Below are 13673 nucleotides of genomic sequence, written 5' to 3' on the forward strand. Positions count from 1 at the left end.
ACCATGTCGTGTTATCGGGCATATCGTCTATCGCAAGCTGGCTACTATTTGCGGGTCAGCTTGTCGAGGTAGCCCATGGCGAAGGCCGAGAGGACAAAGGTGATGTGGATCAGCAGGTACCACTTGATCTTGTCGTTGGGGAGATTTTCGGCATTCATAAACACCTTGAGCAGGTGAATAGAGGATATGGCGACAATGGAGGCGGCGACCTTGTTTTTCAGGGAGCCGGCATCGAGTTTGCCGAGCCACACCAGTTTGTCGCTCTCATCCCCGACATCGAGGCGCGAGACGAAGTTCTCATAGCCGGAAAACATCACCATCACGATAAGTCCCCCCACCAGGGTGATATCGATCAGCGACAGTGTGACCAGCACCAGATCCACCTCTTTCATCTCCAGTATGTTGGGCAGGATATGGAGGATCTCCTGAAAGAATTTCACTCCCAGTGCCAGCAGTATGAGGCTGAGCCCAAGATAAATGGGGGCCATGATCCAGCGGGATGCGTACATCAATCTTTCAAACATGTTTTCCATAGTGCGATTACAGGTCCATCAAATGGTTAACAAACGAGTCGGCCATAGCTTAACCGAGATGCCTCACATCTCAAGCATCTCGATAGCATATTGCTGAATTGGGGGGTGTCAGGCAGGAGTTTTTAACCCTGGGTAGGGCAGTGCTGCGGGTGGCAGAGGGCCCGTGGTCGGGTCTATCCGGTGTCAGGGCAGATCCAGGGTAAAGCGGGCGCCGCCGAGGGGGGATTCATCGACCCGGATCTGGCCGCCGTAGCTGTGGACGATTTCGGTCACCACTGCCAGACCTATGCCCTGACCGGGTGAACTGTCTGCCCGCACGCCGCGCTGGAAGATCTGCTCTGATTTGGCCGGGTCGATACCCGGGCCATCATCTTCCACTTCGATACGCAGCCGCTCGAGATGGCGACGCACCGTCACCTTCACTTCGCTGATGGCAAACTTGCAGGCGTTGTCGAGCAGGTTACCCATCAGCTCCATCAGGTCGCCCTGCTCGCCGTGGAAGAGGGCGTCATCGTCGAACTTGAAGTGGGTTTGCAGCTTCTTGTGGCGATAGACCTTGGTCAGGCTGGCCAGCAGTTTTTCAATCAGCGGCACCGGCTCGGTGCCCTTGCTGGCAAGGCGCTGGCGGCCAGTAACGGCCCGTCTGAGCTGATACTGGATCATCTGATCCATGGTGAGGATTTGCTCGTTGATGTTGTCGTGGATCTCCCGCCCCAGCTTCACTTCGCGGGTGGTGATCTGGATCAGCGCCAGCCGGGTTTTCAGGCTGTGGGCGAGATCGTTGAGGGCGTGCTGGTAGCGCTGGGTCTGCTGGCGTTCGTTCTCCAGCAACTGGTTGATGGAGTCGGTCAGCGGGGCCAGCTCCCGCTCAAAATCACTCGAGAGGTCATCGCGCTTGCCGGCCCGGATATCATCGATCTGACGGGCGATGGTGCGCAGTGAGCTGAGGCTCCAGAAGGTGGTGAGCAGCAGCAGCCCGGCCAGCAGCATATAGGCGAGCAGCGCCTGTTTGGCGGTCTGGTAGAGGTAGGTGCGGGACTCTTCGTGGTAGCGTTTGGCCGAGTCGATCATCACCACGTAGTAGGCGGTGGTGCCGCTGCCGGGATTGCGGATAAACCGCAGGCTGTAGACGAAGTAGCTCTCGCCGTTCTTGATGGTGTGCTTCTTGAAGAAGTAGTCGAGATCCATCCCCCCCAGATACTTCATCAGATCGCCACAGATGGTCTGTTTGGCCTTGATCACCTCCGGCATATGGAGGCTCGACCAGACCAGATCGCCATCGGCGCGGCAGATCAGGGTATCGAGGTTGCGATCCCCCGCACCACGGGATATCCGCCCCAGCTCGACGTTTGACCCCTTGTCATCCGGCTCGGTGGAGGAAAACAGCTTGGCCAGGTTCTCCTGCATCCGGGCGCTGGCCTTCTGGGTCTGCTCCTCGACGTGGCCGAGGTAGAGGGCGTAGACGGCAAACCCCATGATCAGCGCGATGACCAGCAGCGAGCTGAGCAGCAGTTTGATGTGCAGTGAGCTGCGGATCATCTTGATGGGGCGCGGCAGATGAAACTGCATCAGTTACAGGAGAGGTTGAAGATGTAACCCTGACGCCGGATGGTGGAGATGGGTTGAATCGTCCCTTCCGGATCCAGCTTCTTGCGCAGGCGGCTCACCATCACCTCGATGGTGTTGGGGTCCCCTTCGCCGTCGCCGTAGAGCTGGTCGAGCAGTTGCTGCTTGGAGACCACCTGACGGGCATTGCGCATCAGGTACTCCAGAATGAGGTATTCAAAGCTGGTGAGCACCGCCACTTCACCGGCGATAGTCAGCTCCTTGCGGGAGAGATCCAGCTCGTAATCACCGGCCTTCACCTTGGGCGAGATAAAACCGGCGCTGCGGCGCACCAGCGCATTGAGTCGGGCCAGCAGCTCATCTTTCTGGAACGGTTTGACCAGATAGTCATCAGCACCCGCTTCCAGTCCTTCGACCTTGTCCTGCCAGTTGCCACGGGCGGTCAGCACAATGATGGGGAAGGGGATCTGCCGTTCGCGCAGTTGCCGGATCAGTTGCAGGCCGTCCATATCGGGCAGACCGAGGTCGATGATGGCCACATCAATGGGATAGTCGGCGGCGTAGTGCAGTGCAATCCCGGCCTGGTCGGTGCTGTAGACCTGATTGTCGGCTTCGGTCAGCAGAGAAGAGAGGTGGTGATTGAGCAGCTTGTCGTCTTCGACCAACAGAATTTTCATGATGTGAGCGGTCATAGGGATCCAGGCTGTCAATTAGAAAGTGTATGTCGCTTCGAGTCAATTCGAATCCTAATGCATCCCGGCTGTATCGGGACTGAATCAGCGGGACTTCAGAGTTCGCGCCAACTGGTCGTTTAACCATGGTCTCGGGTTGTCGATGACATGCTGGTCGGCAGCCATGTTGCGAAAGGTTTGATGTGATGAGAGAGATGGCCGGGAGGCTGCTGGCGCGACTGCAACAGCGTGAGCGCAGTGACCTCCTCTATATTGTCTGGCTCTGCTGGGGGGCAGCCTTGCTGCTCTACGTGCTGGGGTCGCCCTGTTTTCTGTGGCCAGTGGCGCCGATGCCGCTGGTTCTGCTTGTGTGGTTGGTGGAGAGAGTACGGATGTTTGGAAGAAACAAAGGTGGTGCGGCTGCTGGGTCGGCCGGCGCCACTGTGATTGCAGCCGGTGCCCGCTTCAAGGGCGAGTTGCAGGTGGAGGGGGATCTGGAAGTGCGCGGTCAGGTCAATGGTACCATCCAGCTCATCGGTGGTGTGCTGCGCATCATGCAGGGCGGTAGCGTTGAGGGAGAGGTGAGTGCGCCCCACGTGATCATCAATGGTCTGCTGGAAGGCACCTGTACCTCCGCCGAGGTGGAGATCCTGGAGAGCGGCAAGATGCAGGGGATCTTCAAGGGGGGCAGTCTTTCCATCTGCAAAGGCGGCAACTTTGTTGGCCAGTCCCAGCCCACCGTGGCCGGCAAGGCCGATCCCGTGTTGCAAGCCTTGTCTGAAAACAGTTCGTCCGGGAGCAAGCACCCGGAGAGCAAGAGCAATGTGAAAAAGCTGCCGCACGAGCCGAAAGGCAAGCCGACCGAGGAGCTGGCCAAGCAGGCGTGATGCCGTTTGCGAGCGGTGCAGATGACGGTTGTTCAGGAAAACAGAGAGGGGGCCACGATGGCCCCCTCTGCGTTTCCCCGTTACCCGTTAGCTGCGGCGCGGCGGCAGCATATTGGTGAGGGTGTTGTCTTTGAGAATATGGTGGTGATAGAGGGCGGCCAGCGTGTGCAGGCCTATCAGGGCGTAACCGATATTGCCCAGCGTCTCGTGCACCTCCTTGATCAGTCCCTTGAGATCCGGACTGGGGGAAAGCAGGGCAGGCAGCTCAAGCCCGAAGAAGGGGATGGGTTTGCCCGCGGCGCTCAGCAGCAGCCAGCCAAACAGCGGGGTGAGAATCAGAAAACCGTAGAGGGCGAGGTGGGCCAGTTTTGCCAGCTTGTGCATGACCGGGGAGAGCTCGGGCACGATGCGGGGTGTCGGGCTCATCCAGCGCAGTGCCAGTCTGACAAACACCAGGGCGAAGATAAGCAGCCCCAGCATAAAGTGCCACTCCTTCATCAGATCCCGGCCTGGGTCCCCTTTGGGGAAGATATCGCGAAATTCGATCAGGGCGTAGACGGCGATCATGGCCCACAGGGTCAGCCAGTGCAGCCCGATATTCAGGGTGCCATAACGTTGTTCACTGTTCATCAGCATAGGTTTGTTCCTTCGAAGTGCTGTCACATCCGTGTGGCATCCCCGCACTCAAACGTGTCGGGGCGAGGCCAGATCCCTTGGCGGCAACAGGCTGGCTGCCATGCTTGCCATACATCGATAGCCTGCTGCTGGCATCAGTCAGAGAGGAGATCCCCTCTGCTGTCTGCATGGTATCACTGGCAACCGGGTGGATAGTCTGATCAATGCCACACAATTTACAGGCTCATTAAGCCCCTTGTGACGTGAAGAAGGCGTGAAATAGCATCAGCGATGTCAGCCCGCCCAGGTTCAGGCAGGCTCGATGGCCAGCACCAAGCAATCCGGCTCGCTGATGCGAAAACGGACGTTGCAGTCAAACAGCCGCACCCCGTACTCCTTCTCATCGGGCTTGCCCTTCTTGTAGGCGGGGCGCGGATCTTGCGCCAGCACTTCGCTCACCAGCTGGCGCAGCTCGGGGTGAGCCTTGAGCCAGGGTTGCAACTGCTGCTCGGCCTCGGCACTGAAGCTCACCGCCAGCGGCGGGGTGGGGGCGTCGGGGGCAAAACCACCACGGGCATCCGGCAGGCTGTCGGCATAGGGGATGTAGGGCTTGATATCGACGATGGGGGTGCCATCGAGCAGATCCACCGCCCCCAGCTCTAGCCACAGCTTGCTCCGCTCGCGACCAACCCCGTGCAGCTCGACCACCGAGAGCCCGAGCGGATTGGGGCGGAAGGTGGAGCGAGTGGCAAAGACGCCGACCCGTTCGTTGCCGCCAAGGCGCGGCGGGCGCACCGTCGGGTGCCAGCCTTGCGCCATGGTCTGGTGAAACACGAAGCTGAGCCACAGATGGGAGAACTGCTCGATGCCGCGCAGCACATCCGGCTGATCGTAAGGGGGGAGCAGCTCGAGGCGGGCGCGGGCCGATTTGACCAGTCCGGGCTGGCGGGGGATGGCGAACTTCTCCTTGTAGGGAGAACAGATGATCCCGAGGGTGTCGATTTCGAACTTCATGGTGGATCCTGACTGAAAACCCCGGCAATTTAGCACAGGCGGCCCCAAAACGCAGGTTCGGCCTCACTACGCCCTTTTCTGCGGCGCTGCCGTGATCCCTGTCCCATCCCGGCCAGTCGGGGGCTGTGCCCGCGCGCCGAGTTGCGTAGGGTGGAGGCATTGGCGTGTCAGGATGAAATATGTGCACTCGCGTCCAAGGGGGAGGGAGAGGGATGAAATTGCTGATTATCGGTGGCACCGGCTTTTTGGGGCGCCACCTCACCGCGCTGGCGCTGGATTGGGGCCATGAAGTGACTCTGTTCAACCGTGGCCTGCACCAGCATCCGGACTGGCGCGATCTGGTGCAGCTCACCGGCGACAGGGACAAGAGCCTGATCGCCCTGCAAGGGGCCAGTTTGCAGTGGGATCTCGTCATCGATACCTGCTGCTATCGCCCTGAGCAGGCGGCGAGCCTCTCGGCAGCTTTGCTCGGGCGCTGCGCGCGGCTGATCTTTATCTCCACCATCAGCGTCTATCGCGATTTCTCAATGCCTGGGATGAATGAGTCGGCGCCGCTGCATGCTATCCCCGAAGGTGAAATGCCCACTGACTATGGCCCGCTCAAGGTGTTGTGCGAGCAGGAGTATCGCGCCTGCTGGGGCGAGCGGCTTTGCATCCTGCGCCCGGGCGTACTGTGTGGCCCCCATGATCCTACCGGGCGCATGGCCTGGTGGATTAAGCGGGTGCAGCAGGGCGGGCCCTGGTTGCTGCCGGGCAGTGGCGAGGATCGCTTGCAGTATCTCGATGTGCGCGACTGCGCCGAGTTTGTGCTGCGTGCGGCGGAGCAGCAGTTGGGGGGCACATTCAACTTGCTCAAATCCGGTATTACCTTGAGTGACTGGCTGGAGCGGCTGAGCGCTAGGTTGCAGCCCGCTCGCCCCATCCAGCCCGAGTGGCTGCCCTGGCCCACCCTGATGGCAGCCGGTATCGAGCCCTGGCAGAGCTATCCCACCCTGCTGCCCTGCGCGCAGTCGGAATTTGCCGGTTACGGCACTATAAGCGCCGAGGCGGCCATCGTTAAGGGATTGAACTTTCGGCCTCTGGAGGAGACCGCCGCCGACCTTGCCCACTGGCTGGCCATCGAGCCTGCCGCCGAGGTAGCGGAGAATGCCATGACTCAGGCCGAGGAGACTTCGCTGCGGCAGCAGTTGCTGGAGCCCAGTCTGCATTAGGAGGGGGGGCATCGAGCCGCTGCTGCGGAAAATTGCTGCGATAGCGCGAACACAACGAGAGAGGGCATCCCGCGGGATGCCCTCTCTGTCTATTCATACCTGATGGCTACTGAAGATCGGCTGACGCGATTCCCCATCCCATCGCTGTCGCTCACCGAGTTAGCGGATGGCGGCCCCCGCGGCTACCAGCAGCTCTTTCAAGATGGTGCGATGGCAGCGGGACTCCTGCTCGCAGTAGCAACCGACCGAGAGGTTGGTGGTATGAGAGAGGGCGGCCAGTAGCGCCAGATCATGCCTGGCGGCAGGTTGCGCCATCTCGGCCTTGTACTGTTTGCCAAACCCTGCCCACTGGGCGGGTGTCTCGGCTGCCAGCCCCAGCTTCATGGTCTCGCTGCTGGGGGCCAGGTTGGGAAACCAGACATCGTACCAATGCTGGCTGGCAAATTCGCTCTTGGGTACGCCGCGGGGCGGGCGGCGCACCGTGCCGATCCGCAGCCCCTCATCGGGCAGGCGCGGGCTGCCAAGGCAAACGATAGCGAGGGCCATGACAGCGAGTTACTTCTCTTCGGCCACTTTCAGTGCCTGCCCGTAGCAGATCACCTGTTTCAGGCAGCCCGGGGTGTCGCTGAACTCGGCACACTTGTCGATGGTGACGCCGTTGCCACCCATGTCGGCTGCGCGGCGGCGGGCCAGGGTGCGCGCTTCACCGGCGTTGGGCACCGGCTGGTTGGCATCGGCCTGGCAGGATTCACCCTCGATGGTGCCGAGGTAGAGGTAGTTGAGGTCAGCCAGCTCATCTTGTTCATAGATGCGCACGCTACCGGGTTTGAAGTATTCGTCGAAGTTCTCTTTATCCAGATTGCTGTTGAAGGCGTAGTTGGCACAGCCGGAGGCAATCAGGGGCATCATCAGGATCAGGCGTTTCATCGTCTCGTATCTTGTGTCGGTGATGAGGACAGTAGAAATGCGCAGGCGCTCCATGTCGGCATCTTGTTGAATAATGAGGGGGACATTATAGGGGCCAGCCGCCTGCGGCGACCAGCCCCGTTTTGCGCCCGTTTGTCAGGGTGTGACCCCCATCAGGCTGATATCAGCCTGATATCAAACAGGAGCCAGCCGCTGATAGAGGCTGCGGTAGTAATCATCCCCCAGCAGCTCGTCGTGCGGGGCGCAGAGGCGGATCTGTCCCTCTTCCATCAGGGCAATCCGGTCCATCTGCTCCATCCCCAGCAGGCGGTGGGAGATAAGCAGCAAGGTGCGATCAGCCCCGAGCCGGAACAGCAGATCCATGATCTCCCGCTCGGTCTGGCTATCGAGCCCTTCGGTCGGTTCGTCCAGCAGCCAGATCGGCGCATCGTGCAGCAGGGCGCGGGCAATGCCGATACGGCGACGCTCGCCACCGGAGAGGGGGCGTCCGCCGTCACCCAGCCAGGCGTCGAGGCCCGCCTCATCTTCCAGCAGATTGGCCAGTCCGACCTGGGTCAGTACCGCAATCAGCTGCTCGTCAGAGGCGGTCGGGGCGGCCAGTTTGAGGTTGTCCCGCAGGGTATCGGCAAACAGATGCACCCGCTGGCTCACCACCGAGATGGAGGCGCGCAGCGCCCCTTCGCTGTAGTCGGTGAGCGGCTTGCCATCCAGCAGGATCTTGCCTGCTTGCGGGCTCCACTCCCGGGTCAGCAGCCCCATCAGGGTCGATTTGCCGCAGCCGGTCTGGCCCAGCAGCGCCAGCTTTTCACCGGCGTGCAGTTGCAGGGTGCAGCCACGCAGCACCGGCTGAGGGTTGCCGGGGTAGCCAAAATAGAGGTCATTGATCTGCAGGGCGCCAGCGGTGGCGTGGGTCTGCTCGTCGCCCCACACGGGTGCTTTTGCCTCTTGCAGGATCTCGTTCAGGCGGCGTGCCGAGGTGAGGCTGGTGGAGAGGTGCTGGAAAGCCCCCGCCAGCGGCATCAGCGCCTCGAAGCTTGCCAGGGTGGCAAAGACCATCAGTGCGGTAATGGGGTCGGGCGCAGCACCCGCTACCCCATGACCGGCCAGCCAGAGCATCAGGGTCAGGGTCCAGCCGCTCAGCAGTTGCACCGAGAAGTTGGCCAGCCCGCTCACCTTGGCCATCCGGGCCTGCGCGACGAGCAGTGCCTGTTCGGCTTGTTGCAGCTCAACCAGCGCCTTGGGGGCGGCGGCAAACATCTGCAGCTCGGCCTGACCATCCAGATAGTCCACCATCCGGGTGCGCAGGGTCGATTTTTCGGCAATCAGCGCCTGACCGGGGCGACGGCCGAGGAAGTAGAACACCAGCGGCAGGGCAATCATGCCAAACAGCAGAATGGCACCCAGGGTGAGGGCGAGACGGCTGTCGAAAAACGACAGGAATAAGACCAGTCCGGCGGTGCTGAGCAGGGCCGCGCCTATGGGGGTGATCAGCCGCAGATAGACGTGGTCCATCGCATCGATGTCTGCCACCAGCCGGTTGAGTAGATCCGCCTGACGGAAACCGGCCAGGGTACCGGTGGATAGCGGCGAGAGTTTCTGCCAGAACCAGACCCGCAGTCGGGTCAGTACCCGGAAGGTGGCGTCGTGGCTCACGACCCGCTCACCCCAGCGACCGGCGGTACGGACGATGGAGAAGAAGCGCACCCCGCCTGCAGGGGTCATGTAGTTAAAGGCATGGGTCGTCGCAACTGTCATCCCCGCCACGGCAGCGGCGGAGAGGAACCAGCCGGAGAGGGAGAGCAGCCCCATGCCAGCGGCCAGGGTCACCAGCGCCAGCAGCAAACCAATGGTGAGGCTGAGCCAGTGTTGGCGATAGAGGCGCAGAAACGGCAACAGATCACTCATCGAGAGAACCTCCGGAACGTTGGGAGAGCAGGCGGGCAAAAGGCCCATCCGCCTGACTCAATTGTTGGAAGCTGCCTTGCTCCACCAGCTGGCCGCGGGCCAGCACCATTATCTTGTCCATCTTGGTAAGCTGGTCGAGGTGGTGGGTGATCATCAGCAGGGTCTGGCCAGCCATCGCCTGCTCAATGGTGGTCATGATGGCGCGTTCGGAGTGGCGATCCAGACTGGCGGTCGGCTCATCGAGCACCATCAGCTGGGTTGATTTGAGCAGGGTACGGGCCAGGGCAAGGCGCTGGGCCTGACCGACCGAGAGGCCGCCCGCCTGATCGCCGACCGGATAGTCGAGCCCCTTCTCCATGGCAAATTCCCACGCCTGCGACCGTTTCAGGGCATCTTCCAGCTCGGCATCGCTGGCCGTTGGCTTGGCCAGCAGCAGGTTGTCGCGCAAGGAGGCGTGGAACAGCTGCGGGTTTTGCGAGAGCCAGCCCAGTTGCAGGCGCCACTGGCTCATGTCGAGGGTGGCGAGTTCCTGTCCGTTGACCTTGAGCTCGCCACGATAGGGAGCAAAGCCGAGCAGGGCGTTGACCAGCGAGCTCTTGCCTGCGCCGCTGACGCCGATGAGGGCGGTGCGCGAACCGGCTTCCAGGGTGAAGTCGATGGGGCCGACCAGCACCTTGCCTTCGGCGCTCAGCACTTCAAGGGCTTTGGCTTCTACCTTGACCGGGCTGTCGGCATGGAACGGCGCCGTGCCTGCGGCCGGCTCGCTCACCTCGGCTTCGAGGAATTCAAGCAACTGCTCGGCAGCGCCAATGGCCTGCGCCTTGGCGTGGTAGTGGGCACCCAGTTCCCGCAGCGGGGCGTAGAACTCGGGGGCGAGAAACAGCACGAACAGGCCGGTAAAGAGGGTGACCTTGACCCCATAGCTACCAAAGTTCAGATGGTCGATATAAGAGAAGCCGAAGTAGACGGCGACCAGCGCGACTGAAATCGCGGCGAAGAACTCCAGCACGGCGGTGCTCAAAAATGCCAGGCGCAGCACTTCCATGGTGCGCTCACGAAAATCTTCCGAGGCGTCGCGAATAGCGTCACCTTCTGCCTGGGTACGCATAAAGAGTTGCAGGGTACGCAGCCCCTTCAGCCGATCGAGGAAGTGGCCGGAGAGACGGGCCAGCGCCTGAAAGTTGCGGCGGTTGGCATCGGCGGCGCCCACACCCACCAGGATCATAAAGATGGGGATGAGGGGCGCAGTGCCCAGCAGGATCAGGCCCGCCGCCCAGTTGACCGGGAACACGGCCACCAGAATGACCACCGGAATAAAGACGGCGATGGCCATCTGCGGCAGATAGCGGGAGAAGAAATCCTGCATATTTTCAATCTGTTCCAGCAGCAGGCTGGCCCAGCTACCGGCCGGACGGCGCTGGATATAGGCAGGGCCGAGACGACTCAAGCGAGTGAGCACCAGCTGGCGGATGGTCTGGCGCACCGCGCTGCCCGCCTTGAAGCTGGCCACTTCGCGGCCGTAGGCCAGCGCCGCTTTGCCAAGCGTCACCAACAGCAGGGTAATAAAGAGCGTGATGGATTGCTCAGGCGTGGAGCCTTCGATGATAAAGCCGTGCAACAGGGTCGCCAGCAGCCAGGCTTGCGCCACCATCAGAATGCCCTGGCCAAGGCCAAAAGCGATGGAAATCGTGATCCAGCGGCGACCGTGACTCGATTGCTTGCGCAACCAGCCATAGAGACGTTTTTGCGTTTTTTTATCCATTACCACCATCCTCGCGTCGAGTGGCGCAAGACTATCCTTGCCGTTTGGCCTTGGCAACCTTGTAAATTATCTGTGTTGAAAATGTTTGATTGAAAAAGCAACCGTCTGTTCAATCCTTGTCCGAACAGATTGATTTATTGAAAAAAGTGGCAAAGGCGCCATTGCGCTCGGCGGCAAAATGCATATAGTAGGAGCCCTGACGCGGGTGTAGTTCAATGGTAGAACGGTAGCTTCCCAAGCTGCATACGTGGGTTCGATTCCCATCACCCGCTCCAAATTTCAGATGCCAGGCGGGCATCGTATAATGGCTATTACCTCAGCCTTCCAAGCTGATGATGCGGGTTCGATTCCCGCTGCCCGCTCCAGCTTCAAAACAAAAAGCCCACTCCTGCGAGTGGGCTTTTTGTTTTTCATCCGTCTCATCTGTCTTGTGCGCCGTTCGACGTCACGCTCACCGTTTCTCAGCTTTTAAGGCAAATCGCAGAGACATAAAAGGCGCCCGAGGCGCCTTTTCAGATCAACAGCGTCGCGGGAGCTTATTCCTGCTCCAGCTCACCACAGAAACGGTAGCCTTCGCCGTGGATGGTGGCGATGATCTCCGGAGTATCGTTGACGCTTTCGAAGTGCTTGCGAATGCGACGGATGGTCACGTCAACGGTACGGTCGTGGGGCTTGAGCTCACGGCCGGTCATCTTCTTCAGCAGCTCGGCACGGGTCTGGATCTGGCCCGGGTTTTCGCAGAAGTGCAGCATGGCGCGGAACTCGGAGCGCGGCAGCTTGAACATGTCGCCAGTCGGGCTGACCAGTGCGCGGCTGTTAATATCCAGCGCCCAGCCGTTGAACAGGTAGCGCTCAACCAGCTTCTTCTCTTCGCCACCGGCAGCCACGTTCATGGTGCGGCTCAGCAGGTTGCGGGCACGGATGGTCAGCTCACGGGGGTTGAACGGCTTGGTGATGTAATCATCGGCGCCGATCTCCAGACCCAGGATCTTGTCCACTTCGTTGTCACGACCGGTCAGGAACATCAGGGCGATGTTGTCGTTCTCACGCAGCTCACGGGCCAGCAGCAGGCCGTTCTTGCCCGGCAGGTTGATGTCCATGATCACCAGATTGATGGTGTGGGAAGTGAGGGCCTGGTGCATTTCGTCGCCGTTGTTGGCTTCGAGCACGATGTAGCCTTCGGCTTCAAAAATGCTTTTCAGGGTATTGCGTGTGACCAGCTCGTCTTCGACGATCAGAATGTGTGGTGTTTGCATGAGTATTCCCAGATTCTTATCAGTTAATTATCTTAAATTTAACACTCTTTGGCGTTTCAAACCGATTTCCTGACTGATCCTGAAAATTTATTACGTCATCCTGGGTATGAGAGTCAGGTCGGAATATCGCGAATTAGGCATCAGTACCGGCAAGTATCCCTGTGCCACTTATAGGTTCCCGACAAGTCTGGTCGAGCAGAGCCTGGAAAGGTCGTCCATTACGAAAGTGGCCGCATTTTATCAGTTAACAGGAGCATAACAACACTCTTTGCCGTCAGATAGCAACTTTTTAACTCTGATTTGATATAGGTCAAACCCTGGTACAGCAGCATCATACTTGGCCTGAACCGGGTTTTCGCCCCTACAAAATGTAATGGAATGTAACATGTGATTGACATGAATTTGTGGGAAAACTACAAGAAAATCTGCTTTATCGCGCCATTTGAGCCACCAGACTGGTCTGCTTTTGCCATCATCACTGCCTGGAATCCGGCCAGCCAGTGGGTCACAGAACGACGCAATATGCGGCGGGAACGGGCGCTGTGGCGCCATCTGACCGTGGATTTGCAGGTGCCCGTGGTGGGGCCATTTTGGGGATCTGACCCGGACGAACGCTGGCAGGAGTCATCGCTGGCGGTGGCGCTATGCCTGCCACAAGCCCGTCAGCTGGCTGCCCGTTTTGGCCAGAACGCCATCTACTGGGTGGAGGATAGCCAGCTCTGGCTGGTGCCAGTATTGACGGATAAATCAGCTGTTTGTCTGGGCAATATTGAATCCTTCTGGATTGCCAGAAACCTTGACTGATGAAAGAATGAACACCTTCATGCATCTGAAAGGAATCAAATCATGCTGGATCTCCTGCCCGACCTCTGCGATCAACATGGCGACTTGCTGCAAGTAGCCGACCCGGTGTTTCAGGATTTTGGCGGTAAGGCCATCTTCTATGGTCGCGCCGTAACGCTCTCCTGTTATGAAGACAACAGTCTGGTGCGGGATCTGGTGACCCGCCACGGTCACGGCAAGGTGATGGTGATCGATGGTGGTGGCTCGCTGCGCCGTGCGCTGCTTGGCGATCAACTGGCGGTCAAGGCGGTGGAGCAGGGGTGGGAGGGGATCCTGATCCACGGCGCGGCGCGGGATGTGGGCACCCTGGCGACATTGGCGCTCGGGGTCAAGGCGCTGGCGGCCTGTCCGGTCAAGACCGAGAAGCGAGGATTGGGAGAGCTGGGGGCCGTGGTCAGCTTTGCCGGTGTGACCATCCACGAAGGGGATTACGTCTATGCGGATCGCAACGGCGTGGTGGTGAGTGCCACGCCGCTGATCTGA

Annotated in this window: 14 protein-coding genes and 2 tRNA genes; 6 read left to right on the forward strand and 10 right to left on the reverse strand. The window is 60.0% G+C overall.

Going from position 1 to position 13673, the window contains the following annotated elements:
• Positions 1–44: 44 nt before the first annotated feature.
• The 3 genes from AB5Y76_RS01840 to AB5Y76_RS01850 all read right to left on the reverse strand — a co-directional run bounded on the left by AB5Y76_RS01840 (position 45) and on the right by AB5Y76_RS01850 (position 2776).
• Positions 45–533 (reverse strand): TIGR00645 family protein, encoded by a 489-nt coding sequence (locus tag AB5Y76_RS01840; RefSeq protein WP_040065876.1) that lies wholly within the window; start codon positions 531–533, stop codon positions 45–47.
• Positions 534–716: 183 nt separating this feature from the next.
• Positions 717–2102, reverse strand: a complete 1386-nt coding sequence (locus AB5Y76_RS01845) for an ATP-binding protein (protein ID WP_005338217.1) — start codon at positions 2100–2102, stop codon at positions 717–719.
• Positions 2102–2776 carry a response regulator transcription factor gene (locus AB5Y76_RS01850; RefSeq protein WP_040066247.1) on the reverse strand — a complete coding sequence of 225 codons (675 nt, stop codon included), beginning with the start codon at positions 2774–2776 and terminating at the stop codon, positions 2102–2104. Before AB5Y76_RS01850 ends, AB5Y76_RS01845 begins: the two co-directional genes overlap by 1 nt.
• A 200-nt stretch (positions 2777–2976) precedes the next feature.
• Here AB5Y76_RS01850 and AB5Y76_RS01855 point away from each other — a divergent pair, with 200 nt between their 5' ends.
• Positions 2977–3657, forward strand: a complete 681-nt coding sequence (locus tag AB5Y76_RS01855; RefSeq protein WP_263717891.1) for a polymer-forming cytoskeletal protein — start codon at positions 2977–2979, stop codon at positions 3655–3657.
• Between the two features lie 87 nt (positions 3658–3744).
• On the opposite strand, the gene AB5Y76_RS01860 is transcribed toward AB5Y76_RS01855, so the two are convergent.
• Entirely contained in the window at positions 3745–4293 is a 549-nt protein-coding gene (locus AB5Y76_RS01860) for a cytochrome b (RefSeq protein ID WP_263717890.1), read from the reverse strand.
• Between the two features lie 288 nt (positions 4294–4581).
• Positions 4582–5286, reverse strand: a complete 705-nt coding sequence (gene tsaA / locus AB5Y76_RS01865) for a tRNA (N6-threonylcarbamoyladenosine(37)-N6)-methyltransferase TrmO (RefSeq protein ID WP_263717889.1) — start codon at positions 5284–5286, stop codon at positions 4582–4584.
• Between the two features lie 212 nt (positions 5287–5498).
• On the opposite strand from tsaA, the gene AB5Y76_RS01870 reads away from it, so the two are divergent.
• Positions 5499–6497, forward strand: a complete 999-nt coding sequence (locus AB5Y76_RS01870) for an NAD-dependent epimerase/dehydratase family protein (protein WP_263717888.1) — start codon at positions 5499–5501, stop codon at positions 6495–6497.
• Positions 6498–6656: 159 nt separating this feature from the next.
• On the opposite strand, the gene AB5Y76_RS01875 is transcribed toward AB5Y76_RS01870, so the two are convergent.
• From AB5Y76_RS01875 to cydD, 4 genes are all read right to left on the reverse strand, one after another.
• The gene (locus tag AB5Y76_RS01875) at positions 6657–7043 is read right to left on the reverse strand and encodes a DUF488 domain-containing protein (protein WP_263717887.1); all 387 of its coding nucleotides are present in this window, start codon (positions 7041–7043) and stop codon (positions 6657–6659) included.
• 9 nt (positions 7044–7052) lie between these two features.
• Complete coding sequence (rcsF, locus tag AB5Y76_RS01880) at positions 7053–7424, reverse strand: Rcs stress response system protein RcsF (RefSeq protein ID WP_013723982.1); 372 nt, start codon at positions 7422–7424, stop codon at positions 7053–7055.
• A gap of 174 nt (positions 7425–7598) precedes the next feature.
• Positions 7599–9329, reverse strand: coding sequence for a cysteine/glutathione ABC transporter ATP-binding protein/permease CydC (gene cydC / locus AB5Y76_RS01885; protein ID WP_263717886.1), 1731 nt, complete (start codon positions 9327–9329; stop codon positions 7599–7601).
• Positions 9322–11091, reverse strand: coding sequence for a cysteine/glutathione ABC transporter permease/ATP-binding protein CydD (gene cydD, locus AB5Y76_RS01890; RefSeq protein WP_263717885.1), 1770 nt, complete (start codon positions 11089–11091; stop codon positions 9322–9324). Before cydD ends, cydC begins: the two co-directional genes overlap by 8 nt.
• A 201-nt stretch (positions 11092–11292) precedes the next feature.
• Here cydD and AB5Y76_RS01895 point away from each other — a divergent pair.
• Positions 11293–11366, forward strand: a tRNA-Gly gene (locus AB5Y76_RS01895).
• A gap of 15 nt (positions 11367–11381) precedes the next feature.
• Positions 11382–11456: transfer RNA gene (locus AB5Y76_RS01900), tRNA-Gly, on the forward strand.
• 171 nt (positions 11457–11627) lie between these two features.
• On the opposite strand, the gene arcA is transcribed toward AB5Y76_RS01900, so the two are convergent.
• The gene (gene arcA / locus AB5Y76_RS01905; RefSeq protein ID WP_005338193.1) at positions 11628–12347 is read right to left on the reverse strand and encodes a two-component system response regulator ArcA; all 720 of its coding nucleotides are present in this window, start codon (positions 12345–12347) and stop codon (positions 11628–11630) included.
• Positions 12348–12743: 396 nt separating this feature from the next.
• Here arcA and AB5Y76_RS01910 point away from each other — a divergent pair, with 396 nt between their 5' ends.
• Both AB5Y76_RS01910 and AB5Y76_RS01915 read left to right on the forward strand, forming a co-directional pair.
• Positions 12744–13151 (forward strand): DUF3293 domain-containing protein, encoded by a 408-nt coding sequence (locus AB5Y76_RS01910; RefSeq protein WP_263717884.1) that lies wholly within the window; start codon positions 12744–12746, stop codon positions 13149–13151.
• A 42-nt stretch (positions 13152–13193) separates the two neighbouring features.
• Positions 13194–13673, forward strand: a complete 480-nt coding sequence (locus tag AB5Y76_RS01915; RefSeq protein ID WP_263717883.1) for a putative 4-hydroxy-4-methyl-2-oxoglutarate aldolase — start codon at positions 13194–13196, stop codon at positions 13671–13673.

It is taken from the genome of Aeromonas sp. R1-2 (genome assembly GCF_040908505.1).
Lineage (GTDB): Bacteria > Pseudomonadota > Gammaproteobacteria > Enterobacterales > Aeromonadaceae > Aeromonas > Aeromonas veronii.